This is a genomic window from Micromonospora sp. NPDC049139, from assembly GCF_055586845.1.
On the sequence record NZ_JBVJHK010000010.1, the window covers coordinates 108050 to 134611 of the forward strand.

22 protein-coding genes and 1 riboswitch are annotated in these 26562 nt (G+C 74.9%); of the genes, 13 read left to right on the forward strand and 9 right to left on the reverse strand.

Annotation, left to right across the window (positions count from 1 at the left end; translation table 11 throughout):
• Positions 1-69: 69 nt before the first annotated feature.
• The 5 genes from mshD to pstB all read left to right on the forward strand — a co-directional run bounded on the left by mshD (position 70) and on the right by pstB (position 5742).
• Positions 70-996: a mycothiol synthase gene (mshD, locus tag ACZ6Q9_RS18750; RefSeq protein ID WP_393457261.1), complete on the forward strand. Its 927-nt coding sequence runs from the start codon at positions 70-72 to the stop codon at positions 994-996.
• 617 nt (positions 997-1613) lie between these two features.
• The gene (gene pstS, locus ACZ6Q9_RS18755; protein ID WP_393264680.1) at positions 1614-2720 is read left to right on the forward strand and encodes a phosphate ABC transporter substrate-binding protein PstS; all 1107 of its coding nucleotides are present in this window, start codon (positions 1614-1616) and stop codon (positions 2718-2720) included.
• Between the two features lie 51 nt (positions 2721-2771).
• On the forward strand, positions 2772-3863 hold the full coding sequence (gene pstC / locus ACZ6Q9_RS18760; protein WP_393457255.1) for a phosphate ABC transporter permease subunit PstC: 1092 nt from the start codon (positions 2772-2774) through the stop codon (positions 3861-3863).
• On the forward strand, positions 3860-4945 hold the full coding sequence (pstA, locus tag ACZ6Q9_RS18765) for a phosphate ABC transporter permease PstA (protein WP_393457252.1): 1086 nt from the start codon (positions 3860-3862) through the stop codon (positions 4943-4945). The genes pstC and pstA overlap by 4 nt, the downstream gene beginning before the upstream one ends.
• Before the next feature lie 20 nt (positions 4946-4965).
• Positions 4966-5742 (forward strand): phosphate ABC transporter ATP-binding protein PstB, encoded by a 777-nt coding sequence (gene pstB, locus ACZ6Q9_RS18770; RefSeq protein ID WP_350684604.1) that lies wholly within the window; start codon positions 4966-4968, stop codon positions 5740-5742.
• A 169-nt stretch (positions 5743-5911) separates the two neighbouring features.
• Here pstB and ACZ6Q9_RS18775 read toward each other — a convergent pair whose 3' ends face one another.
• The 3 genes from ACZ6Q9_RS18775 to ACZ6Q9_RS18785 all read right to left on the reverse strand — a co-directional run bounded on the left by ACZ6Q9_RS18775 (position 5912) and on the right by ACZ6Q9_RS18785 (position 8493).
• Positions 5912-6745, reverse strand: a complete 834-nt coding sequence (locus ACZ6Q9_RS18775; RefSeq protein ID WP_393264675.1) for an NUDIX hydrolase — start codon at positions 6743-6745, stop codon at positions 5912-5914.
• 112 nt (positions 6746-6857) lie between these two features.
• Positions 6858-7862: an inorganic phosphate transporter gene (locus ACZ6Q9_RS18780; RefSeq protein ID WP_393264673.1), complete on the reverse strand. Its 1005-nt coding sequence runs from the start codon at positions 7860-7862 to the stop codon at positions 6858-6860.
• Between the two features lie 4 nt (positions 7863-7866).
• Positions 7867-8493, reverse strand: a complete 627-nt coding sequence (locus ACZ6Q9_RS18785) for a DUF47 domain-containing protein (protein WP_350706910.1) — start codon at positions 8491-8493, stop codon at positions 7867-7869.
• A 385-nt stretch (positions 8494-8878) separates the two neighbouring features.
• On the opposite strand from ACZ6Q9_RS18785, the gene sigJ reads away from it, so the two are divergent.
• Entirely contained in the window at positions 8879-9844 is a 966-nt protein-coding gene (gene sigJ / locus ACZ6Q9_RS18790; RefSeq protein WP_393457246.1) for an RNA polymerase sigma factor SigJ, read from the forward strand.
• A gap of 126 nt (positions 9845-9970) precedes the next feature.
• Here the strand turns inward: sigJ and ACZ6Q9_RS18795 are convergent, their stop codons facing one another.
• Positions 9971-10477, reverse strand: coding sequence for a DUF402 domain-containing protein (locus tag ACZ6Q9_RS18795; protein WP_350706906.1), 507 nt, complete (start codon positions 10475-10477; stop codon positions 9971-9973).
• A 248-nt stretch (positions 10478-10725) separates the two neighbouring features.
• Between ACZ6Q9_RS18795 and ACZ6Q9_RS18800 the strand changes: the two genes are divergently transcribed.
• Entirely contained in the window at positions 10726-12852 is a 2127-nt protein-coding gene (locus ACZ6Q9_RS18800; RefSeq protein WP_396829182.1) for an ATP-dependent DNA helicase, read from the forward strand.
• 14 nt (positions 12853-12866) lie between these two features.
• On the opposite strand, the gene ACZ6Q9_RS18805 is transcribed toward ACZ6Q9_RS18800, so the two are convergent.
• The gene (locus ACZ6Q9_RS18805; protein WP_393457243.1) at positions 12867-14165 is read right to left on the reverse strand and encodes an AI-2E family transporter; all 1299 of its coding nucleotides are present in this window, start codon (positions 14163-14165) and stop codon (positions 12867-12869) included.
• 160 nt (positions 14166-14325) lie between these two features.
• Here ACZ6Q9_RS18805 and ACZ6Q9_RS18810 point away from each other — a divergent pair, with 160 nt between their 5' ends.
• Together ACZ6Q9_RS18810 and ACZ6Q9_RS18815 are read left to right on the forward strand one after the other, a co-directional pair.
• Positions 14326-14664: a GroES family chaperonin gene (locus ACZ6Q9_RS18810; RefSeq protein ID WP_350686889.1), complete on the forward strand. Its 339-nt coding sequence runs from the start codon at positions 14326-14328 to the stop codon at positions 14662-14664.
• Between the two features lie 102 nt (positions 14665-14766).
• A complete protein-coding gene (locus tag ACZ6Q9_RS18815) occupies positions 14767-14934 on the forward strand; it encodes a hypothetical protein (RefSeq protein WP_350706900.1) in 168 nt (55 codons plus the stop codon).
• A 97-nt stretch (positions 14935-15031) separates the two neighbouring features.
• Here the strand turns inward: ACZ6Q9_RS18815 and ACZ6Q9_RS18820 are convergent, their stop codons facing one another.
• On the reverse strand, positions 15032-16495 hold the full coding sequence (locus ACZ6Q9_RS18820; RefSeq protein ID WP_396829115.1) for a PrsW family intramembrane metalloprotease: 1464 nt from the start codon (positions 16493-16495) through the stop codon (positions 15032-15034).
• A gap of 63 nt (positions 16496-16558) precedes the next feature.
• Positions 16559-16680, forward strand: a riboswitch (SAM riboswitch).
• Positions 16681-16726: 46 nt separating this feature from the next.
• Here ACZ6Q9_RS18820 and ACZ6Q9_RS18825 point away from each other — a divergent pair.
• A complete protein-coding gene (locus tag ACZ6Q9_RS18825) occupies positions 16727-18025 on the forward strand; it encodes an aminotransferase class V-fold PLP-dependent enzyme (protein ID WP_393457237.1) in 1299 nt (432 codons plus the stop codon).
• Positions 18026-18063: 38 nt separating this feature from the next.
• On the opposite strand, the gene ACZ6Q9_RS18830 is transcribed toward ACZ6Q9_RS18825, so the two are convergent.
• Positions 18064-19320, reverse strand: a complete 1257-nt coding sequence (locus ACZ6Q9_RS18830; RefSeq protein ID WP_393457468.1) for an FUSC family protein — start codon at positions 19318-19320, stop codon at positions 18064-18066.
• A gap of 74 nt (positions 19321-19394) precedes the next feature.
• Here ACZ6Q9_RS18830 and ACZ6Q9_RS18835 point away from each other — a divergent pair, with 74 nt between their 5' ends.
• Entirely contained in the window at positions 19395-20030 is a 636-nt protein-coding gene (locus tag ACZ6Q9_RS18835) for an HD domain-containing protein (protein WP_393457234.1), read from the forward strand.
• Between the two features lie 75 nt (positions 20031-20105).
• On the opposite strand, the gene ACZ6Q9_RS18840 is transcribed toward ACZ6Q9_RS18835, so the two are convergent.
• Positions 20106-20429 carry a DUF4031 domain-containing protein gene (locus ACZ6Q9_RS18840; protein ID WP_393457231.1) on the reverse strand — a complete coding sequence of 108 codons (324 nt, stop codon included), beginning with the start codon at positions 20427-20429 and terminating at the stop codon, positions 20106-20108.
• Between the two features lie 67 nt (positions 20430-20496).
• On the opposite strand from ACZ6Q9_RS18840, the gene ACZ6Q9_RS18845 reads away from it, so the two are divergent.
• The gene (locus ACZ6Q9_RS18845; protein ID WP_393264658.1) at positions 20497-21897 is read left to right on the forward strand and encodes an FAD-binding oxidoreductase; all 1401 of its coding nucleotides are present in this window, start codon (positions 20497-20499) and stop codon (positions 21895-21897) included.
• Positions 21898-22057: 160 nt separating this feature from the next.
• On the opposite strand, the gene ACZ6Q9_RS18850 is transcribed toward ACZ6Q9_RS18845, so the two are convergent.
• Positions 22058-23875 carry a glycerol-3-phosphate dehydrogenase/oxidase gene (locus tag ACZ6Q9_RS18850; RefSeq protein ID WP_393457465.1) on the reverse strand — a complete coding sequence of 606 codons (1818 nt, stop codon included), beginning with the start codon at positions 23873-23875 and terminating at the stop codon, positions 22058-22060.
• Positions 23876-23955: 80 nt separating this feature from the next.
• Between ACZ6Q9_RS18850 and ACZ6Q9_RS18855 the strand changes: the two genes are divergently transcribed.
• Entirely contained in the window at positions 23956-26535 is a 2580-nt protein-coding gene (locus ACZ6Q9_RS18855; RefSeq protein ID WP_396829116.1) for a S8 family serine peptidase, read from the forward strand.
• The last annotated feature ends 27 nt before the right edge of the window (positions 26536-26562 follow it).

A 26562-nucleotide genomic window follows, 5' to 3' on the forward strand; every position in this document is an offset into this window, starting at 1 on the left:
CCGCTACACCAGCCGGCGGGCCGGTTGAAGGTCGGCGGGACCGGCGGCCGACCGGACTACGGTGACGACATGAGCAGCGCCGCACCGACCAGCCAGCAGGTGACCCGGACCGACCGCCTCAGCCCCGCGCAGATCGCCGACGTACTGGCGCTCGCGGGGGCCGCCGGCGACACCGACGGGGCGGACCCGTTCGACGAGCACGTCCTGCTCCGGCTGCGGGACCCGGACGCGGCCGCGGTGCACCTGACCGCCCGGGCCGCCGACGGGACGCTGACCGGGTACGCCCACCTGGACACCACCGACGGCGAGGCCGGGACGGGCGTGGAGTTGGCGGTGCACCCGGCGCACCGGCGGCGCGGGGCGGGACGGGCGCTGGCCCGGGGCGTGCTGGCGGCGGCCGGCGGCCCGCTGCGGGTCTGGGCGCACGGCGACCACCCATCCGCCGCCGCCCTCGCCGTCGACCTGGGCCTGCGCCGGGCACGGGTGCTCTGGCAACTGCGCCGGCCGCTGACCGCGCCGATCCCCGAGCCCCGGCTGCCGGACGGGGTGACGCTGCGCGCGTTCCGGCCGGGTGACGACGACGCCGCCTGGCTCGCCCTCAACGCGCGGGCCTTCGCCGAGCACCCCGAGCAGGGCCGTTGGTCCCCCGCCGACCTGCGGGTACGCCTCGCCGAGCCGTGGTTCGACCCGGACGGCTTCCTGCTTGCCGTCGAGGCGGCCACCGGCCGGCTGGTCGGCTTCCACTGGACGAAGGTCCACGAGCGCCCCGGCTCGGCCCGGATCGGCGAGGTCTACGTCCTCGGGGTGGACCCGGCGACGCACCGGGGCGGGCTGGGCCGGGCGCTGACGGCGGCCGGCCTGGCGTACCTGCGGGACCGACGGGGCCTGGACCGGGTCATGCTCTACGTCGACGAGTCGAACACCGCCGCGGTGGCCCTCTACGAGCGGCTCGGCTTCGCCCGCTGGTCCGCGCACGTGAACTACCAGTCGGCCTGACGGACACCGGCCGGGCCACACCCCGTCGGTGGTCGCGTGACGTCCGTGCCTGGATGTCGGTTGTGGGGTACGGCTGTGGCGAGGCGTCCGCAAAGCGGCGTTGTGAGGCGTCGGCGTGGCTTTGGTGTGGTGTCGGCTGCGGGGTGGCGACCCGTCGACCCGCTGTCGGCAGATCCAGGTGGGTCGGGTGGCGTGGGCACTGTCGAGCTGCCCCATCTGTGGGACCATCCGTCACGCCAAGCTCGGCCGTCTGCGGCGGCACGTCTGCCCCATCTGTGAGGGCAGCTCGACAGCGGCCGGGCGGCGGCACCCGTGAGGTCCGGTTGTGTCCGACACGCCCGGGCCAGCGGTCACCGGCGGATAACGGCGGCGCGTCGGCGAGATAACGGCCTACCGGAAAAATGCCCATACTTCCGACAGGGGCTTCCGGGTTCACTTAACGGACAACTCACCCTCAGCGAGCGGTCACCTGCACTGCCGCACCTGTTCACCTCGCGTTCACGTGCGACCGGCGAACCGGCTACCTGGCGCTCCTAACTTTTGGACCAGCCGGTCAGCGCCGGCACCCCGGGCCCCCAATCCGGGTGCGAAGTCAGACGTGAAGGGAAACCCCTCAGGTGAAGCTCCAGCGGCACGGCACTCTCGCCTGCCTCGCTCTTACCGCGACGCTCGCTCTCAGCGCATGCGGCTCGGACAACAACGAGCCCGCGAGCAGCGCCTCCGCCTCCGGGTCGGCCGCCGCCGCCGACTGCGCCACCGGCACGCTGAACGCCCAGGGCTCGTCGGCGCAGAAGAACGCCATGGACGAGTGGATCAAGGCGTACCAGCAGAAGTGCTCCGGTGCGAAGATCAACTACGAGCCGTCCGGCTCGGGCGCCGGCATCCAGGCCTTCATCGCCGGCACCGCCGACTTCGCCGGCTCGGACTCCGCCCTCAAGGAGGAGGAGCAGCCGCAGGCCAACGCCAAGTGCGTCGGCGGCGCCGCGATCAACCTGCCGATGGTCATCGGCCCGGTCGCCATCGCCTACAACGTCAACGGCGTGGACAACCTCCAGCTCAAGCCGGCCACCCTGGCGAAGATCTTCGCCGGCAAGGTGACCAAGTGGGACGACCCGGCCATCAAGGCCGACAACCCGGGCGCCACCCTGCCGTCGACCGCCATCAACGCGGTGCACCGCTCGGACTCCTCCGGCACCACCGACAACTTCACCGACTTCCTCGCCAAGACCGCCGCGTCCGACTGGACCTTCGGCAAGGCCAAGGAGTGGAAGGCCCCGGGCGGCACCGGTGCGGCCAAGTCGGACGGCGTGGCCAGCGCCATCAAGGGCCAGGACGGCACCATCGGCTACGTCGAGTGGTCGTACGCCGAGAACGGCGGCCTCAAGACCGCCAAGGTCGGCAACGGTGCGGGTGAGTTCGCCGAGCTGACCGCCGAGTCGGCCGGTAAGACCATCGCCGGCGCCGAGGTGGTCGGCCAGGGCGACGACCTCAAGATGAAGATCGACTACAACACCAAGGAGGCCGGGGCCTACCCGATCGTCCTGGTGACCTACGAGATCGTCTGCACCAAGGGCCTCGCCGCCGACAAGCTGCCGCTGGTCAAGGGCTTCCTCGGCCACGCCGCCAGCACCGCCGGCCAGGCCGACCTCACCGAGCTGGGCTACGCCCCGCTGCCCGAGTCGGTCCGCACCAAGGTCGAGGCCGCGGTCAAGAACCTCGCCTGACCCGCCTCACCGACACCATCACCACCACCTCAACTCGAAGCGAGCGAGCAGATGGGTGAAACCCCTCAGCGCTCGGCCGACGCCGGCACCGGCGGGACCCGCGTGACCGAAGGTCACGAGCGGCCCGCCGGTGCCTCGGCGCGTCTGGCCGAGCCACCAGTCAGCACCCGTACCCCGGACGGAGCCGGGCTGGGCGGCGGTGGCGCGCTGCCCCGGGCCCGGGCGTTCGGCGCAGAGCGGGCCTTCCGGGGCCTCACCCTGGCCGCCGGCGTCGCCGTCCTGGTCATCATCGCCGCGATCGCGGTCTTCCTGATCGCCAAGGCCGTGCCGGCGCTGCGGGCCAACACCGAGGGCTTCTGGACCTTCGAGGGCTGGTTCCCGAACGACGCGGAGCCGAAGTTCGGCATCGGGGCGCTCGCCTTCGGCACCGTGCTCAGCTCCGCCCTGGCCCTGCTGATGGCGGTGCCGGTGGCCCTGGGGATCGCGCTCTACCTGTCCCACTACGCGCCGCGCCGGCTCGGCACCACGCTGGGCTTCCTGATCGACCTGCTGGCCGCGGTGCCGAGCGTGGTCTTCGGCCTCTGGGGCCGGGACGTCTTCATCAGCCCGGTCCGGGACTTCTCCGCCTGGCTGAACACGTACTTCGGGTGGATCCCGATCTTCGGCGGCGACGGCCCGTTCGGGAAGTCCATCATGCTGGGCGCGCTGGTCCTGGCGATCATGGTGCTGCCGATCATCACGTCGCTCTCCCGCGAGGTGTTCCTGCAGACCCCGACCGCCAACGAGGAGGCCGCCCTCGCCCTCGGCGCCACCCGCTGGGAGATGATCCGCACCGCGGTGCTGCCCTACGGCCGCCCCGGCATCGTCGCCGCGGTGATGCTCGGCCTGGGCCGGGCGCTCGGTGAGACCATCGCCCTGGCGATGACCCTCGGCATCACCTTCAACATCTCGTTCAACCTCATCGAGAGCGGCGGCAACACCATCGCCGCCAACATCGCCAACACGTTCGGCGAGGCGAACGACACGGGTCGGGGCGCGCTGATCGCCTCCGGTCTGGTGCTCTTCGCCATCACGCTGATCGTCAACATCACGGCGCGGGCGATCATCCACCGCCGCCGGGAGTTCACGGAGTCGGCCGCATGACCACCGTCGCTTCGCACCGGAACCGTCCGCCCGCGCAGCCGCCCACCCTCAAGGCCCGGCGGCTGCCGAGGTACGCCGCGCCGGCCGTCGCGGCGGCCGCCCTGCTGGTCGCCGCCGCCTTCGTGTACGGCACCGACACCGGCGGCCCCGTGCTGGTCGTGGTGCTCGGCGCGCTGCTCTACCTGGCCGGCCTCTTCGTCGCGGCGAACCGCGTCGAGGGGCGGCGCTCGGCCCGCAACCGCACCTGGAGCGCTCTGATCCACTCCGCGTTCGTGCTGGCCGTCCTGCCGCTGGCCTCGGTGGTCTGGACGCTGGTCAGCAAGGGCGCCGAGCGGCTGGACGGCGACTTCTTCCTCACCTCGATGAACAACATCGGCGCCCGCGACCCGAACGGCGGGGCGTACCACGCGATCGTCGGCACGTTGCAGCAGGTCGGCATCGCCGCCCTGATCACCGTCCCGCTCGGCATCCTCTGCGCGATCTACGTCGTCGAGTACGGCCGGGGCCGGTTCGCCTTCGCGATCCGGTTCTTCGTGGACGTCATGACGGGCATCCCGTCGATCGTCGCCGGCCTGTTCGTGCTGGCGTTCTGGGTGCTGATCGTCTCGCCGTGGTTCAACGACGGCCGGCCGAGCTTCTCCGGCTTCGCCGCCGCGCTCGCGCTGAGCGTGCTGATGCTGCCCACCGTGGTCCGCTCCACCGAGGAGATGCTGCGTCTCGTCCCGGCGCCGCTGCGCGAGGGGGCGTACGCCCTCGGCGTGCCGAAGTGGAAGACCATCCTGCGGGTCGTGCTGCCCACCGCGCTGCCGGGCATCGTCACCGGCGTCATGCTCGCCATCGCCCGCGCGGCCGGCGAGACCGCTCCGGTGCTGCTCGTCGCCGGCGGCGGCGCGGCGATCAACTTCAACCCGTTCGAGAACAACCAGTCGTCGCTGGCCCTCTTCGTCTACCAGCAGGCGGGCGACGCGTCCCGGTACGCGCCGGCGCGGGCGTGGACGGCGGCACTCACCCTGGTCGCCCTCGTGCTGATCCTGACCGTCGCGGCGAAGCTGCTGGCCCGCCGCAACCGGCTCGGCCGATGAACCCCGGAGGTACCACCACCATGGCCAAGCGCATCGAAGCCTCGAACGTGACCGCCTACTACGGCGCCTTCAAGGCGATCGAGAACATCAACCTGACGGTCGAGCCGAAGACGGTGACCGCCCTGATCGGCCCGTCCGGCTGCGGCAAGTCCACCTTCCTCCGATCGATCAACCGGATGCACGAGGTGCTTCCCGGCGCCCGGGTCGAGGGCAGCCTCACCATCGACGACCAGGACATCTACGACCGGGACGTCGACGTCACCGCCGTCCGCCGCATGATCGGCATGGTCTTCCAGCGGCCGAACCCGTTCCCCACCATGAGCATCTTCGAGAACGTGGTGGCCGGCCTGCGGCTCAACGGGGTCCGCAAGAAGTCGATCCTGGACGAGGCGGCCGAGAAGGCGCTCCGCTCGGCCAACCTCTGGGACGAGGTGAAGGACCGGCTCGGCAAGCCCGGCGCCGGCCTCTCCGGCGGTCAGCAGCAGCGGCTCTGCATCGCCCGGACCATCGCGGTCGAGCCGCAGGTGGTGCTGATGGACGAGCCCTGCTCGGCGCTCGACCCGATCTCCACGCTGGCCATCGAGGACCTGATGTTCCAGCTCAAGGACAAGTTCACCATCATCATCGTCACGCACAACATGCAGCAGGCCGCCCGCGTCTCGGACCGGACCGCCTTCTTCTCCATCGAGAAGACCGGCGACCCGGGCCGCCTGATCGAGTACGACAACACGCAGAAGATCTTCAGCAACCCCGGGGTGAAGAAGACCGAGGACTACATCACCGGCCGCTTCGGCTGAGCCGGCCCCGTCCCCGCCCACCGGCGTCCCGTCCCCGTCCCGGGCGGGGCGCCGTCGGCGCCTGCGCCCCCGGCTCCCGACCCCGTCGGCCGTCGGCCGACCCCCCGTCCCGTCGGTCCGGGACCCGGGCGCACGGCAGTGCCGGCACACGGCGGCGCGGGTGCGGCGGTCAGGCCAGCACGAAGCGGGGTTCGCCGTCGTCGGGCACGTCGAGGCGCGGGGTGACCGGGGTGGCGGCGTCCCGGGTCGCCGCCGCCGCGGCGACGCCGGCCAGGTCGCCGCCGGCCGCCACCTGGGCCAGGGTCACCAGGGTCGGCGGCAGCATGGTCAGCTCGCCCGCCTCCGCCCGGGCCAGGGCGTCCGCCGGGCGGATCCACAGGGTGTGGTCGGCCTCGCCGGAGACGTCCCGGGTCCGCTGCCCCTCGGGCAGGAGGGCCACGAAGAAGTACGTGTCGAAGCGGCGCGGCTCGAACTCCGGCGTGATCCACCGGCTCCACGGCAGCAGCAGGTCCGATCGGAGGGTGAGCCCGCGCCGGGCGAGCAGGCCCGCGAAGCCGCCCCGGCGCTGCTCCAGCGCCACCCGGTCGGCCTCCCAGTCGTCGCCGCTCACGTCGCCCACCACGGCCCCGGCGTCGGGGCCGGCGAGCAGGACTCCGGCCTCCTCGAACACCTCGCGGGCGGCGGCGCAGACCACCGCCTGGGCGGCCGCCGGGGTCAGCCCCAGCCGCTCGGCCCAGCCGGCCGGCGTCGGGCCGGCCCAGTCCAGGTGTGCCTGCGAGTCCGAGGGGTCGACTCCGCCGCCGGGGAAGGCGTACATCCCGCCGAAGGCCATCGCGGCGACCCGTCGGATCAGGTACACCTCGAAGTCGTCGCCGGCCGGGCGGAGCAGCAGCACGGTGGCCGCGACCCGGGGCGCCGCCGGGGTGGCGCCCTCGGCGCGGAACCGGCGGGCGTGCTCCACCAGCGCCGGGGGTGCGGGGAAGCCGTCGGCGTGGATCGTCATGCGCCGAGCCTAGTTCCTGTCTCACGGCCGGCCGGGCGGTGCTGCCGGGAGCCGTGTAAGGAAGGGCCCCTTGTTAACGCTATAGCGTTAACAAGGGGCCCTTCCTTACACGTCAGCTGAAGAGCGGGCGGGCCAGGAAGTACATCAGGGCGCCGATCGAGCCGGCGGCCGGGAAGGTGAGGATCCACGCGCCGACGATGTTGCCGGCCACGCCCCACCGCACGGCGGAGAGCCGCTTGGTGGCGCCGACACCCATGATCGCCGAGGTGATCGTGTGGGTGGTCGAGATCGGGGCACCGAGGACCAGCGCGTTGAAGTAGAGCACCGAGCTGGCCACGGTCTCGGCCGCGAAACCCTCCGGCGGCTTCAGGTCGATGATCTTCCGGCCGAGCGTCCGGATGATCCGCCACCCACCGGCGTACGTGCCGGCGGCCAGCACGGCCGCCGAGGTCCAGAACGCCCACTCCGGGATGAAGCTCGGGTCCTTCTGGTAGCCGCCCACGTAGAGGGCGAGCACCACGATGCCGATGGTCTTGGCGGCGTCCTGCATGCCGTGGCCGACCGACATCGCGGCGGCCGACGCGGTCTGCGCCCAGCGGAAGCCTCGGTTGAGCTTGCCGGGGTGACCCTTCCGGAAGATCCACTGCACGGCGATCATGACGATGTAACCGAGCAGGAAGCCGACCATCGGCGAGAGGACCATCGGGATGATCACGCTCTCCCCGATGCCGCTCCAGAGCACGGTGCCGGACGCGGCGACGGTCGAGCCGACCAGTCCGCCGATCAGCGCGTGCGACGAGGACGACGGCAGGCCGAAGTACCAGGTGATCAGGTTCCACACGATCGCGCCGATCACGCCGGCGAAGACGATGCCGAGGCTGGCCTGCCCGGTGGGTAGTTTCACCAGGCCGCTGCCGACGGTCTTGGCCACCTCGGCGCCGAAGTGGGCGCCGATGAAGTTGCCGACCGCCGCCATGGCCAGGGCCACCCGGGGTGTGAGCGCCCGGGTGGAGATGCTGGTCGCGATCGCGTTGGCGGCGTCGTGGAAGCCGTTGGTGTAGTCGAACGCCAACGCCACCGCGATCACCGCCAGCACGGCGATGAGTTCGGGGCTCACAGGATCAGGACTCCTTGACCGCGATGGTCTCGACGGTGTTCGCCACGTGCTCGAAGGAGTCGCAGGCGGCCTCCAGCTCGTCGGCGACCTCCTTCATCTTCAGCACGGTCAGTGCGTCGTACTCGCCGGAGAAGAGGCGGACCAGCAGCATCCGGTACGCCTGGTCGCCGTCGTTCTCGAGCCGGTTGCACTCGATCCAGTAGTCCTCGAGGTCCTTCATCGACTTCAGCCGCGGCATGGCCTCTGCGGTCAGCTTCGCCTGCGCGTCGAGGACGTTGATCAGCTCGTGCATCTCCCGGGGCAGCGACGGGATCTTGGTGAGCCCGTAGAGGTAGAGCAGGTTGCCGACCGCCTCGAGGTGGTCCATCACGTCGTCCAGCAGCGAGCCGAGCCGGTAGATGTCCTCCCGGTCGAACGGCGTGATGAAGGTGGAGTTGATCTTCTTGTAGAGCTCGTGGGTGATCTGGTCGCTGTCGTGCTCCACCTCGGTGAGCCGCTCGCTGACCGACTGCACCTCCACACCGGGCAGGGCCAGCTCGTTGAGCAGTTCGGTGCCCTTCACCAGGTTCTGCGCGGCCCTGGTGAAGAGCTCGTAGAAGGCGCCCTCGTTCGGGCGGAAGGAAAACTTCACAGCACGGACCTCGTCGTGTCGGTGGAAGGGTACGGCCGCCCGGAGGGATGCCCGACTGGGAATGCTAGGAAACGACGGAAGCGGGAATTCCGCGGCCTCCCCCTGGTCGGGCCACATTCATCGGTCGTTCACCTGCCGTTCACCTGAGACGTTTCCCTCAGATCCCAGTAGCCGCTCCCGTTCCCGCCGGACGTCGAAACCGGCAGGCGGATACCCCAGATCGAGGGGTGCCGAACGTCTCCCTGAGCAGGTGCGCGACCGCCCGGTCGCGGTACCACTCGCGGTCCGCCGGCACCGCGTACCAGCCCCGCCCCGTCGAGGCGGGACGGTGGGTGGGCCGGGGTGGCGGGAGAATGGGGCGACGGATCGGTGCTGGGAGGTTCGGGTGCGGGATCTGGCGACGGAGTTCGAGGCCGAGCGGGGGCGGCTGCTGGCGGTCGCGTACCGGATGCTCGGCAGCCGCAGCGAGGCCGAGGACGCCGTGCAGGAGACCTGGCTGCGGTACGCCGCCGCGCTCGCCGACCCGGCGGCCCGCGCCGAGATCCGGCACCTCGGCGCCTGGCTGACCACCGCCTGCGCCCGGATCTGCCTGGACGTGCTGCGCTCGGCGCGGGTGCGGCGGGAGACGTACCCCGGCCAGTGGCTGCCGGAGCCCGTGGTGACCCCGCTCGACCAGGGCCCGCGCACCGACGGCTTCGCGCCCGACCCGGCGGAGCGCGCGGTCCGCACCGACCAGGTCGGCACGGCGCTCATGGTGGTGCTGGAACGGCTCACGCCGGAGCAGCGGGTCGCCTTCGTGCTGCACGACGTCTTCGCCGTGCCCTTCCCCCGGATCGCCGAGGCGCTCGGCACGACCGACGCCGCCGCCCGCCAGCTCGCCTCCCGGGCCCGCCGGGCGGTGCAGGCGCCCGACGCGCCCCGAGACACCGCCGACCCGGCCGAGCAGCGCCGGGTCGTCGCCGCGTTCGTCGCCGCCGTCGAGTCGGGCGACCTGGACGCGCTGGTGCGGGTGCTCGCCCCGGGCGTGGTCCTCATCGGCGACAGCGGCGGCCACTTCCCGGCGGCCCGCCGCCCGGTGGTCGGCGTCGACGCGGTGGCCCGGTTCGTCCTGGGCCTCTTCGGCCGGGCCGGCCGCTACAGCGCCACGGTGCGCGCCCGCCCGGTGCTCGTCGACGGCGTGCTGGGGATGCAGATGGAGACGGTGCACTCCGACGGCCGGCCACTGCGGCTGGTCGCCGCCCTGGCGGTGGACGGCGGCCGGGTGACCGGGATCTTCCACCAGCTCAACCCGGAGAAGCTGCGCGACGTGCCGCCGCTGGGGGCCGAAGACGGCTGGCCGCCACGCTGGTGACCCCGGCGCCGGGTCGGCGACATCCCGGCACCGCGTCACGGGCACCCGGACGCCGCGTGGGTGCCCCGTGGGCCGCCGTGTCGGTGGCGGCGCTCGGGCGCGCCCGGCCACGGCGACCGCGCCGGCTCAGACCACCAGGGCGAGCCACTTCCGGTACGACGTGGCGAACGGCTCGGTGCCGTCGCCGAGCGCGCCGAGGAGCCACCGGGCCGCCGCCTCGGCCTCCGCCACCACGTCGTCCGGATAGCCGAAGCGGGCCCGGTGCTCGGCGAACTCGTCCTCGTCGCGCAGCTCGACCGCGCCGGTGGCCCGGCGGCGCACCACGTCCAGGTCCAGGTCGATCAGGTGGACGGTGTGGTCGTCCTCCCAGCGGGCCGGGCTGGCGATGTCGCAGTAGACCTCGCTGGTGCGCGGCGGCGGGTTGAACATGCCGGTCCACCAGCCCTGGTGGGGCACCAGGAGCACGAACGGGATCTGCTCGACCGACGGCCGGCCGTGGTAGACCGACTTCGTGCCCTCGGTAACGCCGAGCCAGACGCCGAGGTCGTCCTCGGCCAGCCGGCGGGCCGGGTAGTCGCGGTGGGCGCTGCCGTCGTACTTGCGGTAGATCACGCGGACCACGTCGCTCGGCATGAGTCGCACCCTAGCCGATACCGCCCATCGGTCGCCGCACGGAAGTTACCGGACTCGGCCCGTGGGATTCCGTACCGTGACGACGCCACGCCCGGATCGGCACGGCCGGTGTCGGCGGCGGCGGGTACCGTCGCACGGTGACTCCGCGCCTCGCCACCGGTTCCACCGCCCCCTCGCCCCGCACCGGAGGCCGCCGGCGGGGCTCCCGGCCGAGCGGGGCCGAGCTGCTCGCCGCCGCGGTCGGCGCGGTGCCCGGCGGCGCCGCGCGCCCAGGTCAGCAGCAGATGGCCACCGCCATCGAGGAGTGCGTGCGGGCGCGCGAGCACCTGCTCGTGCAGGCTGGCACGGGCACCGGCAAGTCGCTGGCCTACCTCACCCCGGCGCTGACCGTGGACGGCCCGGTGGTGGTCTCCACGGCCACCCTGGCGTTGCAGTCCCAACTGGTCGACCACGACCTGCCCCGGCTCGCCGACGCCGTGGAGCCGGTGCTCGGCCGCCGGCCCACCTTCGCCGTGCTCAAGGGGCGGCACCACTACCTCTGCCTGGCCCGGCTGGACAACTCCACCGAGGACGAGCCGGAGGACACGCTCTTCGACGCCCCGGCGGCGCGCCCCACCGGCGGCACGAAGTGGCTCGGCGAGGCGGGGCGGCTCGGCAAGCAGATCCAGCGGCTGCGCGACTGGGCGGAGAAGACCGACACCGGCGACCGGGACGAGCTGGACCCGGGCGTCGACGACCAGGCGTGGCGGTTGGTCTCCATGCCGGCCCGGGAGTGCGTCGGCGCGGCCCGCTGCCCGTTCGGCGCGGAGTGCTTCGCCGAGGCCTCCCGCGCCCGGGCCCGCGAGGCCGACATCGTCGTCACCAACCACAGCCTGCTGGCCGTGGACATGCTCGCCGGCCGGCACATCGTGCCGCCGCACAAGCTGCTCATCGTGGACGAGGCGCACGAGCTGGCCGACCGCGTCTCCTCGGCCGCCCAGGCCGAGCTGGTGCCGGAGCTGATCGACCGCTCCGCGAAGCGGGCCCGCCCACTGCTGCGCCCGGAGACCGCCGAGTCGCTCACCGCGGCCGGCGACGCCCTGGCGGTCGGGCTGGCGGAGGCGCCGGCCGGGCGGATCACCTCCGGCTTGCCGGCCGCGCTGCGCGAGGCGTGCACCCTGCTCGACGCGGCCACCCGGGCGGCGCTCGACGGCATCGGCGAGATCAAGGCCGACGACCCCGATCCGGTGCGCAAGCAACAGGCCAAGGCGGTGCTCGACGAGCTCTCCGCCACCGCCCAGCGACTGTTGGAGGAGGCCGACCACGACGTGGCCTGGGTGGAGAAGAACGACAACACCGGCCGCCGGGCGCTGGTGGTCGCGCCGCTGTCGGTCGCCGGCACCCTCGCCACCCACCTGTACGACGAGCGCACGGTGGTCGCCACCTCGGCGACCCTGACGCTCGGCGGCCGGTTCGACACGGTGGCCCGGGCGCTCGGGCTGGAGGCGCCCCCGGCCGACCCGCCGTCACCGGCCGCCGCGGCCCTCGCCGCCCGCTCCGCCGGCCGCACCGACCCGGCGGGGCGCGCCGGGGTCACATCGGCCGCCGGGGCCGGCCCGGTCGGGGCCACGGGTGGCGGCGAGGCGACCGGACGCGCCGGGTCGGCGGGGAGCGAGCCGCCTGGTCCTGCGACCGGCACGCCCGGGCTGCCGGCGACGTCGGGGCCCGGGTGGCGCTCGCTCGACGTCGGCTCGCCGTTCGACTACGCGCGGCAGGGCATCCTCTACGTCGCCGCGCACCTGCCCCGGCCCAGCGTCTCCGGGCTGCCCGACGCGGCCGGCGAGGAACTGCTCGCGCTGGTCACCGCGCTCGGCGGGCGTACGCTCGGCCTCTTCTCCTCGCGACGGGCCGCGCAGCAGGCGGCGGAGCTGCTGCGCGCGCGGACCGACCTGCCCGTCCTGCTCCAGGGCGAGGAGGCGCTGCCGCTGCTGGTACGCCGGTTCCGGGAGGAGAAGGCGAGCTGCCTGTTCGGGGTGATGTCGCTGTGGCAGGGCGTCGACGTGCCCGGCGACTCCTGCCAACTGGTGGTCATCGACCGGCTGCCCTTCCCCCGGCCGGACGAGCCGCTCGCGGCGGCCCGGGCCGCCGCGGTCGACGCCAACGGCGGATCCGGTTTCGCCGCGGTGAGCGTGCCGATCGCCGCGGTCCGGCTGGCGCAGGGGGTGGGGCGGCTGATCCGGTCGACCGGCGACAAGGGCGTGGTCGCGGTGCTCGACTCGCGGCTGGAGACCGCGCGGGGCTACGGAGCCTTCCTGCGCCGCTCGCTGCCGCCGTTCTGGTACACCACCCGGCCGGAGGTCGCCCGCGGCGCCCTCGAACGCCTCGCCAAGGTCTGACCCGCCCAGGCGGGTCAGGGGGCCTTGGAGGCGACGACGACGGCGTCGGGCGGGGTGTCCGGGACGGTGCGGGCGGCGAGCCGGCGGACGGCCGTGTTCAGCACGGCGATCAGCGGCACCGAGACGAGCGCGCCGGTGATCCCGGCGAGCACCACGCCGGCCGCGATCCCGATGATCACCGCGAGCGGGTGGATGGCCACCGCGCGCCCCATGATCAACGGCTGGAGCACGTGCCCCTCCACCTGCTGCACCCCGATCACCACGCCGAGAATGATCAACGCGGTCACCAGGCCGCTGTCGACCAGCGCGACCAGGACCGCGACGACGCCCGACAGGGTCGCCCCGACGATCGGGATGAACGCCCCGAGGAAGACCAGCGCGGCGAGCGGGAAGGCGAACGGGATGTCGAAGACGACCAGGAAGATGCCGATGCCGACCGCGTCGATGAAGGCGACCAGCACGGTCGCGCGTACGTAGGCGACCAGGGTCGACCAGGAGGCCCGGCCGGCGTCGTCGACCTTCCAGCGGGCGGCCACCGGCAGCAGCCGGACCAGGAAGCGCCAGATCCGGCTGCCGTCACGCAGGAAGAAGAAGGTGGCGAAGAGCACCAACAGCGTGCCGGTCAGCACCTCGGCCAGCGTCGTGGCCGTGGAGAGGGCGCCGCTGGTGAGCTTCTCGGTGTTGTCGTTGACCCACTTCTGGCCCTCTTCGATGTAGCGGTCGAGCTGACCGTCGGAGAGGTGCAGCGGGCCCGTCTTGAGCCAGTCCTGGATCTGCCGGACGCCCTCCGACGACTTCTTGCTCAGCTCCGGCACGCCCTGGATGAACTCGTTCACCACCAGGGTCAGCGTGCCGATCACCGTGGCCAGGCCGCCGACCAGCACCACCGCGGTCGCCAGCGAGCGGGGGAAGCGCGCCCGCAGCAACCAGCCGACGGCCGGCGCGAGCAGCGCCGAGAGCAGCAGCGCGACCGCCAGCGGGATCACCACGATCTTGATGGTGCCGACGATCTTCAGCAGCGCCCAGGCGACGATGCCGATCACGATCAACCGCCACGACCAGGCGGCGGCGATCCGCAGCCCGCGCGGCACGTCGGCGTCGTCCCGGCTGGAGGTGGAGGTGTGCATCGCCGCGGGCGGCTCCGCCCCGACCACGGTCGCCGACGGCGCCGCCACCGGCCCGGGGGACGCCGGCGAGGCCACCCCGGCCGGCTCGGGAGCCTCGACCGGGTCCGTACGACGGGGGCGCACCGATTTCCGGCCCGACTCGTACGCGCGACGGAGCCGTCCGCGTACCCGCTCGAAGCGGCTCAAGCGCACCTCCTGGCTTCAGAACCTGGCCGTGCCCGCCCCGGTGGGCGGACAGGATACGTCCGACCACGCCACCGTAGGGCAGTTCCGCCACCCGGTGCCCCCCGCCCCCGGCGCGTAACCGCTCACGGCCGCCCGACCGGGACACGGTAGCGTTTCCGGCGTGACCGCCGACAAGAATCTCGACTCCGGCCTGCCGATCCGCCTGCTGCACGACCGCGTGCTGGTGCGGATGGAGGGGAGCGAGGGTGAGCGCCGCTCCACCGCCGGCATCGTGATCCCGGCGACCGCCGCCGTGGGCAAGCGGCTCGCCTGGGCCACCGCTGTCGGGGTGGGGCCGAACGTCCGCGCCATCGTCTCGGGCGACCGGGTCCTGTTCGACCCGGACGACCGCTCCGAGGTCGAGCTGCACGGTCGCGGGTACGTGCTGCTGCGCGAGCGCGACGTGCATGCCGTGGCCGCCGAGCGCGTGGAGAACGACTCCACCGGCCTCTACCTCTGAGCCCTCCCCGCCCGCCCCGCCGCGCGTGGCTGCGGGTGCCGGTGTCGTTTGCGGCGCTCCCGGCCGGGAAGCCAGCCGCACCACCGGCCCTGGGGAGGGACGATGCCGGTATTCGTGAAGAAGCTGCTGCTCTGGGGAAGCGTCGCGTTCCTGATCTACTTCATGGCGTTCCGGCCGGAGGGCGCGGCGGAGATGTTCAAGGCGATCGGGGCGGGGCTGATGGCGATGGCGCAGGGCCTCGGCGACTTCCTCACCAGCCTGATGACCTGACGACCCGGACCACCACGGGGCGACCCGGGGCGCCGCCTCAGCGGTGACCGCCGGCCGGGGACCGGGGCAGTGGTGGCCGGGCGGCCAGGGACCGGAGTCAGTGGTGGCCGGGCGGCCAGGGACCCGCGGGTCGCGCGCCGGGCCAGCCGGGCGGGCCGTAGCCGGGGGCCCCGTAGCCGGCGGGGAAGGCCGGGGGCGGCGGGGCGAGCACCACCGGGATCGGCACCACCGGCTCGTCCGGCGCCTCGACCGGCCGCTGCGAGCCGTCCGGGAACCGCAGGTGGTAGCGGTGCCCGTCCCAGATCCCGGCCGGCGCCTGCGGATCCCTCCCCACGAAGAACGACCGGTACGCGGCGATCGCCTCCAGCAGCTCCCGTTCCTCCCGCGCCGTCCGTTCCCGGTCCGCCGGCCTGCGGTCCAGGCCGCGCAGCGCGCCGTCGCGCAGCAGCGCCAGCCGGGTCGCCGCGAACTGGTAGCCGCGCATGGCCCGCACGCCGGCGTCCCCGGCCACCCGCTTGGCCCACACCCGGGCCGCGTGCCGTCGCCCCAGGCTGCTCAGCGCCGCCACCTCCGGCGGGGTCAGCCAGCCGGCCCGGACGTAGTCCGGCAGGGTGCGTTCGGTGAGCCGCCCCTCCCAGGCCCGCAGCCACACGGCCAGCCCGACCATGCCGAAGAAGATCGGCACCATCACGCCGATGAAGCCGTACAGCATGATCAGCGCCTCGCCGGTGGCCTGGGTGAGCGTGGGCAGCAGGTTCCACAGGCCGTGCAGCATCATCGCCAGCAGCAGGCCGGCGATCGGGGCGAGCACCCGGACGCGCCGGTCGGCGGTGCGGGCGGCGATGCCCAGCCCGACCCCGGTCATCGAGGTGAACAGCGGGTGGGCGAAGCCGAAGAGCAGGATCCGGACGATGAAGATCGCGATGACCTGCTGCGTGCCGGTCGCCGGGCCGTACCGCTCGACGCCGGTGGCGTAGCCGTAGCCGCCCAGGTAGAGGATGTTCTCCACCATGGCGAACCCGATCGCGGAGAGCCCGCAGTAGACCAGGGCGTCGGTGATCCCGGAGATCTCCCGGCGGCGGAAGATCAGCAGCAGGATCGGCCCGAGCGCCTTGGTGAGCTCCTCGATGAACGGCGCGACCAGCACCGCCGTCAGCGCGGTCGGCAGCCCCCAGTCGTCGAAGAGCCCGGACGAGAACTCGTTGACGGTCAGCGAGGCGGCGGTCGAGACGAACGCGCCCCAGGCGAAGCAGAAGATCAGGTATTTCAGCGGTTCCGGTTCGTACCGGTCGAGCCAGAGGAAACAGCCCACCAGCACCGGAACCGGGAGGATCGCCGCGACCAGGCCGATCAGCAGCGCCTGCACGCCGAGGCTCTCGCCGAGCGTGAAGACCATGAACACCGCGCAGGCGGCGATCAGCAGGACGACCCCGGCCAGCACCAGGGCCCGCCGCCAGCCCAGCCGGCGCAGCGGCATCCGGGGAGCGGCCGCGCCCGACGGCGGGACGGCGGGCACGGTCGGCGACGGCGGCAGGGGTGCGCCGGGCGGGGTGTCGGCCATGCGGTCAGCGTAGTCACCCCCGGCCGGCTGGACCGGGCGCATCCGCGCGCTATGCTGCTGGCAGGTCACGAGCGCCAGCGTCAAGCCCCGGCTTGCTGGCCGGCAACCCTCGTCGAGGTTCGCGGTGGGGTGCCCCGGGTGATGACCGGGCCCGGCCCGATTCGCGTGCCGGGCAAGCGCGGACCCCGCCCGGTGTGCCCACCCGGGGTCCCCGGACCCGGAGGTCGGCCGATGACCGTCACCCTCGTACCCCCGCCCGCGCCGCACCCGACGCGGACCGCGCCGCCGGCTGCGACCGCCGGGCCGCTCGACGTGCTCGGCGTGCCGGGCCAGGTCAACCTGGACTACGCGGCCACCGCGCCGTGCGCGCGGGCCGCCGCCGACGCGGTGGCCGAGCTGCTCCCCTGGTACGCCAGCGTGCATCGCGGCGCGGGGGCGCTGTCCCGGCGCTGCACCCTCGCCTACGAGCGCGCCCGGCAGACCGTCGGCGACTTCTTCGGCGCCCGCGCCGGCGACCACGTGCTCTTCACCCGCAACACCACGGACGCGCTGAACCTACTGGCCCGGGTGCTGCCCGCCGGCACCACGGTGGTGACCTTCGGCGGGGAGCACCACGCGAACCTGCTGCCCTGGCCGCGCGGATCGGTCCGGCTGCCGGTGCCGCGGGAGCCGGCCGAGGCGGTCCGGGCGCTGGACGCCGCCCTCACCGAGCTGCGCAGGCCGGGCGCGGGGGGCGGCCCCGGCGCCGACCGCCACCCGCCCGTGCTCGTCGCGGTGACCGGGGCGAGCAACGTGACCGGCGAGCGCTGGCCGGTGGCGGAGCTGGCCCGGGTGGCCCGGCGGCACGGGGCCCGGATCGCCGTGGACGCCGCGCAGCTCGCCCCGCACGCGCCGGTGGACATCGCCGCCCTCGACGTCGACTACCTCGCGGTCTCCGGCCACAAGCTGTACGCGCCGTTCGGCGCGGGCGTGCTCGTCGGGCGGGCGGACTGGCTGGACGCCGCGCCGCCGTACCTGGCCGGCGGGGGCGCCACCGGTCACGTCGGCGCGGCCACCCACGACGTACGCTGGGCGACCGGACCGGCCCGGCACGAGGCGGGCACGCCGAACCTGCTCGGCGCGGTCGCCCTCGCGGCGGTCTGCGGCGCCCTGGCCGGGGCCGACCGGGCGGCGCTGCACGACGCCGAGCAGGCCCTGCTGGCCCGGCTGCGCCGCGGCCTGGCGGCCCTGCCGCACGTGGTGGAGCTGCGCACCTTCGGGCCGGACGCGCCGCGGGTGGGCATCGTGTCGTTCGTGGTGGCCGGCCGGGACTCGGCGGACGTGGCGGCGGAGCTGGCCGGCAACCACGACATCGGGGTGCGCGACGGCCTCTTCTGCGCCCACCCGCTGGCCCGGCGACTGCTCGCCGAGGCGGCGGCGCGCAGCGGCCGGCGGGACCTGCCGCCGACCGCCCTGCGCGCGAGCGTCGGCCTGGGCAGCACGGCGGAACACGTGGACCGGCTGCTCGCCGCGCTCGCCGCGGCGGCCTGAACGACCGCCGCCGCACGGCTGACCCGCGGGGCGGCGGGTCAGCCGACCGGCGGGGCGGTGGGCGGCTTCGGGGCGGCGGCCGGCTCGGCCTGGCCGCTCGGGGTGTCCTGGTCGCCGAAGGACTTCCGGACCAGGCGGTTCGCCTCCTCCTGGCTGATCCCGGAGGCCACCAGCAGGTCGCTGGCCGTGGTGCGCACCTGCGCGATCACCACGCTGCCGGAGAAGCCCACCCCCTCGGCGTACGCCCGGCCGGCCTCGCTCACCGCGCGCAGCGCCCGCTCCCGTGCCTTCTCCGGCTCCTCGCCGACGGCGAACTCGTGCTTGAGCAGGCGTACCGACTCGGCGAGGTGGGCCGCCGCATCCGGCATCGGCTCCGGCACGGGCTCCTCGTCCTCGATCAGGGTGACCGCGCGCCGGATCAGCGTGCCGGCGTTGCGCATCGCCCGGTCGATCGGGTCGGCGGCCTCGGCGTAGTGGGTGAGTTCGTCCCGCCGGTGCCACCGGGCCGGCGAGAGGACGGCGGTCTCCTTCGCCCCCTCGATCGCCTCGGTGAAGGTGGACAGCTCCTCCTGGTTGTTGCGCAGCCGGTCCAGGGCTTGTTGGGCCTTGTCCCGGTCCCGTTGGCGGAGGGCGTCGGCGGCGCCGTCGAGCTGGGCGGCGAGCAGGTCGAGCGCCGGCCGGGCGGCCCGGTTGATCACCCGGAGCGGATTGAGCGGCAGCAGGACCGAGGTGACCAGCAACGCGATCCCGCCGCCGACGAACGCGTCGACGAACCGGGGGATCTCCAGGTTCGCGGTCTTCGGGCTCAGCGTGACGATCAGCACGGCCGTGGCCGCCGCCTGGATGACGATGGAGACGCTGGCGCCGGCGAAGATGGTCAGCACGATCGACCCGGTCACCACGAGGCCGAGCTGCCACGCCCCGGCGCCGACCAGGTAGATGAGGAAGTCGCCGACGGCAACGCCGACCGCGACCCCCACGATCAGCTCGACCGTGCGGCGGAGCCGCTGACCGACCGAGGCGGCGAGGGTGCCGACCGCGGAGATCGGCGCGAACACCGGCTCCGGGTTGCCCAGCAGATTGTGCGCCGCCCACCAGGACAGGCCGGCGGCGAGGCCGGCCTGCACGGCCAGGCCCCACGCCATCCGCACCCGGTGCAGCCGGTCGTGCAGGGTCGCCCTGCCGCGGTGCCGCAGCTTCTCCATCGCGTCGGCGATGCGGGCCGCGTCGATGTCCGTTCCGCCGTCGCGTCGGATGGCGCGCCGCACCAGCGAGAGTCGACGGTCCCGGGCCACGGCCATGGCGGGGACTACCCGTACCGGGGCGGGTGAATCCTCCGTGTCGGCGGCGGTGCGGCAGACTCGGCCGCATGGCCGACCTTCTCGACCGGTGGCGGGCGGCGGCCCGGGGCGCCGGGGCGACCGACCCGGCGCAGCGGGACCGCGCCGGGGCGGAGCTGCTGGGGCGCTGGCGGGAACCGCACCGGCACCACCACACGGTCGCCCACCTGACCGTCGTCCTCGACGTGGTCGACGCGCACGCGTCGTCCGCCGCGCGGCCGGACCTGGTGCGCCTCGCGGCCTGGTGCCACGACGCGGTCTACAACCCGCGCGCCGAGGGCGACGCCAACGAGCGGGACAGCGCGGCGCTCGCCGACGCCCTGCTCACCCGGTCGGGGCTGCCGGCCGACGCCGTGGCCGAGGTCCGCCGGCTGGTCCTGCTCACCGCCGGGCACGCCGTCGACCCGGGCGACGCCGACGGCGCGCTGCTCTGCGACGCCGACCTCGCCGTCCTGGCCGCACCACCCGGGGCGTACGACCACTACGCCGCCGCGATCCGCCGGGAGTACGCGCACGTGCCCGACCCGGCCTTCCGGGCCGGCCGCGCCCGGGTGCTCGCCGGGCTGCTCGCCCTGCCGGCCCTGTTCCGGCTGCCGCCGCTGGCCACCCGCTGGGAAGCCCGGGCCCGCGCCAACCTCGCCCGCGAACTGGCCACCCTCCACTGACTCCCGGCCCCCACCCCCGGCCCCCACCCTCGGCCTCCGCGATCTTGCAGTTTCGGCCCGGGCGAAAGCCGTGAATCACCGCATAGACAGGGCCGGAACTGCAAGATCGGCGGAGGGGTGGGCGGCGGGGGTGCGGGGGCGGGTCAGGTGCTTCGGTCGGCGCAGGCCGGCCTGCCGGAGCAGGCGCACGAGCTCCCGGCTCGGCACCACCCGGGCACCCAGCCAGACCGCCGCGGCGAACCGCTCGGCGGGAATGTCGTAGTGGTCCCGGTCGAAACCCCGGCGGGGCACCCCCAGCGCCTCGGCGAAGGCGTGCACCTCCGCGTGGGAGACGTCGCTGATCAGGTGGGACCAGAGCCGCCCCCGCCACGGCCAGGCGGGCCGGTCCAGGTAGAGCATGCCGGCCAAACTACCCGGTGCGAGGGCCGGTTGTCGGTCGCGTGCGGCCGACCGTAGCCTCGGCGGCATGGCCGGACCCCCTCTCCTCGACGACCTCCGGGCGGCGCTCGGCGACGACGCCGTGCTGACCGACCCGGACCTGCTCCGGATGCACGAACGGGACGAGGCGGATCTCTGCGCCGCCGGCACGCCCCTGGTGGTCGTCCGTCCCCGCAACACCGCCCAGGTCTCCGCCGTGCTGCGGGCGGCCGCCCGGCACGGCGTGCCGGTGGTCCCGCAGGGGGCGCGGACCGGGCTGGCCGGCGCGGCCAACGCGGTCGACGGCGCGGTGGTGCTCAGTACGGTCGCGATGGACGCCATCCTGGAGATCGACCCGGTGAGCCGGATCGCCGTGGTGCAGCCCGGCGTGGTGAACGCGACGCTCGCCGCCGCGGTGGCGAAGCAGGGGCTGTGGTACCCGCCCGACCCCGGCTCGTGGGAGTCCTCCACCATCGGCGGCAACGTCGCCACCAACGCGGGCGGCATGTGCTGCGTCAAGTACGGCGTCACCACCGAGTACGTCCTCGGCCTGGAGGTGGTGCTCGCCTCCGGCGAAGTGCTGCGCACCGGCCGGCGCACGGCCAAGGGCGTCGCTGGGTACGACCTCACCCGGCTCTTCGTCGGCTCCGAGGGCACCCTGGGCGTGATCACCGAGGTGACCGTCGCGCTGCGTCCCGCCCCGGCGGAGTCGCTGACCATGGTGGCGGTCTTCCCGTCCACCGCCGCGGCCGGCGCGGCCGTCGCCGAGATCGCCGCCCGGGGCCTCTCCCCCAGCCTGCTGGAATTGCTGGACCAGACCCACCTGCGGGCGATCGAGGCGTACCGGCCGATGGGCCTGCGGACGGACGCGCAGGCGCTGCTGCTGGCCGCCGCCGACACCGGCGCCCGGGCGGCCGACGACCTGGCCGGGCTGGCCGCGGTCTGCGAGGCAGCCGGCGCCGACGAGGTGTACGCGGCCACCGACGCCGTGGAGGCGGCCGCCCTGTTGCAGGCCCGCCGGCTCGCGCACCCGGCCATGGAGAAGTTCGCCGCGGACGCCTACCCGGGTGGCAACGGCGGCCTGGTCATCGACGACGTGGCGGTGCCCCGGGGCGCGCTGGCGGCGCTGCTGGACGGGGTGGCCCGGATCGCGGCGGAGTGCGACGTGCCGATCGGCGTCGTCGGTCACGCCGGCGACGGCAACATGCACCCGAACATCGTGGTGGACCGGGCCGACCCGGCGAGCCTGGAGCGCGGCCGGCGCGCCTTCGACGAGATCATGCGACTCGGCCTGGAGCTGGGCGGCACCTGCACCGGCGAGCACGGCGTGGGCCTGCTCAAGCGGGACTGGCTGGCCCGCGAGATCGGCCCGGTGGGCGTCGCCGTGCACCAGGCGATCAAGGCCGCGCTCGACCCGACCGGCCTGCTCAACCCCGGCAAGGTCCTCTGACGGTGAAGATGTGGGAGCGGGTCACCCCGCCGGTCTGACTCACCCTCTGACAGGCCCCTGCCGGGGCCGACGCGCGGCGGTAGCCGCCAGGCGTGGCGGGGCGCCGCGCGGGGCGGCGGGACACCGCGGTCGGCCGTCGAAGGTTGGGGTGGGGGAACGGTCAGCGGGACGACGACGGTAGTTCGACGGGATCGTCGTCCGAGCCGCGGTCGGCCGCGAAGCCCCGGACGTCGGGCGCGCCGAGCCGGGCGGCGTCCGCCGTGGCGTCGTCGGGCATCAGCTGGGACTGGCGTTCCGCCTCCACCCTGGCCCGGTAGTGCTCCACCTCACGGGCCCGGGTGGCCTCGTCCCAACCGAGCACCGCGCCCATCAGCTCGGCGGCGTGCCCGGCCGACTCCAGGCCGCGGTGCGCGGTCTCGATGGAGATCCGGGTCCGCCGGGTGAGCACGTCCTCCAGGTGCAGCGCCCCCTCCGCCCGGGCCGCGTACGTCACCTCGGCCGCGAGGTATTCCGGGGCACCGGCCAGCGGGGAGGCGAGCAGCGGGTCGGCGTCGACCAGCGCGAGCAGCTCCAGGGTGAGGGTGCCGTAGCGCTCCAGCAGGTGCTCGACCACCCCGACCGGCATCCCGTGCCGGCGGGCCAGGTCCGCCCGACCCCGCCACATCGCCGGGTAGCCGTCCGCACCCAGCAGCGGCAGGTCGGCGGTACGCGAGGGGCGTACGGCGCCGAGCCGGTGGGCGGCCCGGTCGACCACGTCCGAGGCCATCACCCGGTACGTCGTGTACTTGCCGCCGGCGACCAGCAGCAGCCCGAGCATCGGCTCGAAGACGGCGTGCTCGCGGGACAGTTTCGAGGTGGAGTCGGCCTCGCCGGCCAGCAGCGGCCGCAGCCCGGCGTAGACGCCCTCGATGTCGGCCGTGGTGAGCGGCCGGTCCAGCACGGTGTTGACCTGCTCCAGCAGGTATTCGATGTCCCGGGCGGAGGCGGCCGGGTGGGACCGGTCGAGCCGCCAGTCGGTGTCGGTGGTGCCGATGATCCAGTGCCCGCCCCACGGGATGACGAAGAGCACGCTGGTCGCCGTACGCAGGATCAGCCCTGCCTCGCCGGTGATCGCCGAACGGGGCACCACCAGGTGCACGCCCTTGGAGGCCCGGACGCGGATGCCGGGGCGCAGCCCGACGTCGTTCAGCATCCGGGACATGTCGTCGCTCCACACGCCGGTGGCGGCGATGACGGTGCGGGCGCGCACCTCGAACTCGGCGTCCGGGGAGCCGGCCGGCGCCTCCAGGTCGCGGACCCGGACGCCGGTGACCTCGCGGGCCTGCCGGATCAGCCCGACCGCCCGGGCGCTGGGCACCACGGTCGCGCCGAGGCTGGCCGCGGTGCGGGCCAGGGTCACCACCAGCCGGGCGTCGTCGACCTGCCCGTCGTAGTAGCGGATCGCGCCGGCCAGCGCGTCGGCCCGCAGGCTGGGGAAGACCCGGCGGGCGCCCTCGCGGGTCAGGTGGCGGTGCAGCGGCATGCCCCGGCCGCCGCCGAAGATCCCGGCGAAGGCGTCGTACGCCGCCACTCCGGCGCCGTAGTAGGAGCGGCGGAACAGCCGGCCGGGCAGGTCGCGCGCGCCGCGCCCGCCGGGCAGCGGGACCAGGATGGGCACCGGCCGCACCAGGTGCGGGGCGAGCCGGGTGGCGAGCAGGCCGCGCTCGGTGAGCGCCTCGTGCACCAGGTGGAACTCCAGCTGCTCCAGGTAGCGCAGGCCGCCGTGGATCAGCTTGCTGGAGCGGCTGGAGGTGCCGGCGGCGTAGTCGCGCGCCTCCACCAGGGCCACCTTCAGCCCCCGCGAGGCCGCGTCCAGGGCGGCGCCCGCCCCGGTCACCCCACCGCCGATGACCAGCACGTCGAAGCGTTCGGCCCGCAGGCGGCGCAGGTCGGCGGCCCGGCGCTCCGGGGAGAGCTGGCTGGCCTCGGTTCGGGACACGTTGGGGTCGCGCACCCGTCCACGGTAACCGTCACGGCCACACCGGCGGCACACACCGTCCGCGCCGTACTGTCTGAGGAATGGAGATCGGCCCCCCGTTCCCCGCTGGTCAGCCCGCCCCGCTCCCGACGGCCGCGCCGGCCCGGTCGAGCCCGTGGCCCGTGGTGGCGGCGGTGGTCGCCGGTTGCTGGACGGTCGGGTTCGTGGTGGTCAGCCAGCTCGGCGGGTGGCTGGCCGACCAGATCGTGCTGGCCTCCGGGCTGCACCGCGTGGTGTGGCTCTGGCCGGCGACCGTGCTGTTCACCGTGCTGCTGGTCGGCGCGCCCGCGCTTTCGCTCGCCCTGCTGCCCCGCTCGCCGGCGGTCCGCGCCACCGGCCGGGCCTGGCTGGCCGCGGCGCTCGTGCTCGGCGCGCTGGGGCTGCTCCGGGCGCTCCCGCCGGTGCACCACGAGGCGTACCTCGCGGCGCTGGCCGCCACAGCCGCCCTGGCCGCCCTCGTCCTGCGGGCGCTCGCCCGCCGCGCCGCCGCGCCGCACCGGCCCTCCGCCCCGACCGCCACCCTGCTCGGGGTGGCCGGCGGGCTGGCGTTGCTGCTGCCGTGGGTCTGGCTGGGGGCGCTCGGCGGGCTGCTGGAGACGGTGCTCGCCGGGCTCGCCGCCGCCGCCCTGGGCGTGCTGGCCGGGGCGCTGCTGGACGACGCCTTCTGGTCCCGCTTCGCCGTCGGCGAGCCGCCCCGGCCGGCCCGGCTGGTGCTGGTCGGCGGGCTGGTCGCCGGGGTCGCGCTGCTCGTCCTCGCCGCCGGGGTCGGGCAGTCCGGGGCGCAACTGCCCCCGCTGCTGACCCTGCCGCCGGCCGGCTTCGCGCTGGCCGCCCTGCACGCGGCGGCCCGCCGCCCGGCCGCCGCCACCCCGGCCGCGCCGCCGGACACGGCGCCGGCCGACCCGTCGGGCACCGCCCCGGCCGACCCGCCGGGCACCGCCCCGGCCGCCCCGCCGGGCACCGCCCCGGCCGCCCCGCCGGGCACCGCCCCGGCCGACCCGCCGGGCACCGCCGGAAGTGAGCCGGGCGGGCGGGCCGGGGTCCGCGCCGCCACCCGCTGGCTGGTCGGGCTCGCCGTGTTCGGCCCGCTGGCCTGCACCGATCCCGAGGAGATCACCCTCGTCCTGGCCAACACCCGCGACGTGCCGTTCTGGGTGGCGGCCGCCGCCGGCGCCGGGCTCGCCGTCGCGGCCGTGCTCGCCGTGGCGTACGGCGTGCTGCTGGCCCGGCCCCGCAGCCGGCGGCCGAGCCGGCGGGTGGCCGGGGTGACCGCCGCGGCCCTGCTGGTCGCTGTCGGCGCGGTGGCCGTCGGCGCGGGTCAGCCCGGCCTGCACGGCGAGCGGCTGTTCGTGGTGCTGCGCGAGCAGGCCGACCTGGACGGGGTGCCGGCGACGGCCGGGCGGGCCGGCCGGGACGCGCGGGCCGGCGAGGTCTACCGGCGGCTGGTCGACACCGCCGAGCGGACCCAGGCCGACCTGCGCCGGGACCTGCGCCGGCTGCGGCTGGACCACACCCCCTACTACCTCGTCAACGCGGTCGAGGTGGACGGCGGGCCGGCGGTGCGGGCCTGGCTGTCCCGCCGGCCGGAGGTGGCCCGGGTGCTGGTCAGCCAGCGGGTGCGGCCGCTGCCCGCGCCGGCCGGCCGCAGTCGGGGCACCGCGCCCGCGCCGGCCGGCCCGGAGTGGAACGTCCGGATGATCGGCGCGGACCGCGTCTGGTCGCAGCTCGGGGTGGACGGCTCCGGGATCGTGGTGGGCAGCTCCGACTCCGGGGTGGACGGCGGGCACCCGGCGCTGGCCGCCGGCTTCCGGGGCGGCGACGACTCCTGGTACGACCCGTGGGACGGCACCCGCTCCCCGACGGACCAGGGCGGGCACGGCACGCACACCGTGGGCAGCGCGGTGGGCCGAGGGGGGATCGGGGTGGCCCCGGGCGCGCAGTGGGTGGGCTGCGTCAACCTGGACCGGAACCTGGGCAACCCGGGGTACTACCTGGGCTGCCTCCAGTTCATGCTGGCGCCCTTCCCGCCCGGCGGGAACCCGTTCACGGACGGGCGCCCGGCGCGCGCCCCGGAGATCCTCACCAACTCGTGGGGCTGCCCGCCGATCGAGGGCTGCGACCCGCGGGCGCTCCGGCCGGCCACCGCCGCCCTGGAGGCCGCCGGCATCCTGGTCGTTGCCGCCGCCGGCAACACCGGCCCGTACTGCGGCTCGATCGACGACCCGCCCGCGCCGTACGCGGACGTGCTGACCGTCGGCGCGGTGGACCAGCGGCGCCGGGTCACCGACTTCTCGTCCCGTGGACCGGTGGCGGGGGCGGCGAAGCCGGACCTGGTCGCCCCCGGCGACGAGGTGCTGTCGGCGATGCCCGGCGGCGGGTACGCCGCCCTGAGCGGCACCTCGATGGCGACCCCGCAGGTGGCCGGCGTCGTGGCGCTGATGTGGTCGGCCAACCCGGCGCTGGTGGGCGACCTGCCGCGCACCCGGCAGATCCTGCGGGACACGGCGACCCCGGCCGACGCGACGTACGCCTCCCGGACGGAGACCTGCGGCGGCGACGCGAACATCACCGGCGCCGGCCTGGTCGACGCGTACGCGGCGGTGCGGGCGGCCCGCGGGTGAGCGGCCCCTGCCCTCCCCCGCACCCCG

What these genes read in the sequence shown, in the direction of transcription:
- ACZ6Q9_RS18815 (WP_350706900.1), top strand. Translation starts at nt 14,767, where the DNA reads ATGCCGGTATTCGTGAAGAAGCTGCTGCTCTGGGGAAGCGTCGCGTTC.
- ACZ6Q9_RS18795 (WP_350706906.1), bottom strand. Translation starts at nt 10,477, where the DNA reads ATGCCGAGCGACGTGGTCCGCGTGATCTACCGCAAGTACGACGGCAGC.
- ACZ6Q9_RS18775 (WP_393264675.1), bottom strand. Translation starts at nt 6,745, where the DNA reads ATGACGATCCACGCCGACGGCTTCCCCGCACCCCCGGCGCTGGTGGAG.
- pstA (WP_393457252.1), top strand. Translation starts at nt 3,860, where the DNA reads ATGACCACCGTCGCTTCGCACCGGAACCGTCCGCCCGCGCAGCCGCCC.
- ACZ6Q9_RS18820 (WP_396829115.1), bottom strand. Translation starts at nt 16,495, where the DNA reads ATGGCCGACACCCCGCCCGGCGCACCCCTGCCGCCGTCGCCGACCGTG.
- ACZ6Q9_RS18840 (WP_393457231.1), bottom strand. Translation starts at nt 20,429, where the DNA reads ATGCTCTACCTGGACCGGCCCGCCTGGCCGTGGCGGGGGCGGCTCTGG.
- ACZ6Q9_RS18825 (WP_393457237.1), top strand. Translation starts at nt 16,727, where the DNA reads ATGACCGTCACCCTCGTACCCCCGCCCGCGCCGCACCCGACGCGGACC.
- ACZ6Q9_RS18855 (WP_396829116.1), top strand. Translation starts at nt 23,956, where the DNA reads ATGGAGATCGGCCCCCCGTTCCCCGCTGGTCAGCCCGCCCCGCTCCCG.
- ACZ6Q9_RS18845 (WP_393264658.1), top strand. Translation starts at nt 20,497, where the DNA reads ATGGCCGGACCCCCTCTCCTCGACGACCTCCGGGCGGCGCTCGGCGAC.
- mshD (WP_393457261.1), top strand. Translation starts at nt 70, where the DNA reads ATGAGCAGCGCCGCACCGACCAGCCAGCAGGTGACCCGGACCGACCGC.
- pstC (WP_393457255.1), top strand. Translation starts at nt 2,772, where the DNA reads ATGGGTGAAACCCCTCAGCGCTCGGCCGACGCCGGCACCGGCGGGACC.
- pstB (WP_350684604.1), top strand. Translation starts at nt 4,966, where the DNA reads ATGGCCAAGCGCATCGAAGCCTCGAACGTGACCGCCTACTACGGCGCC.
- ACZ6Q9_RS18835 (WP_393457234.1), top strand. Translation starts at nt 19,395, where the DNA reads ATGGCCGACCTTCTCGACCGGTGGCGGGCGGCGGCCCGGGGCGCCGGG.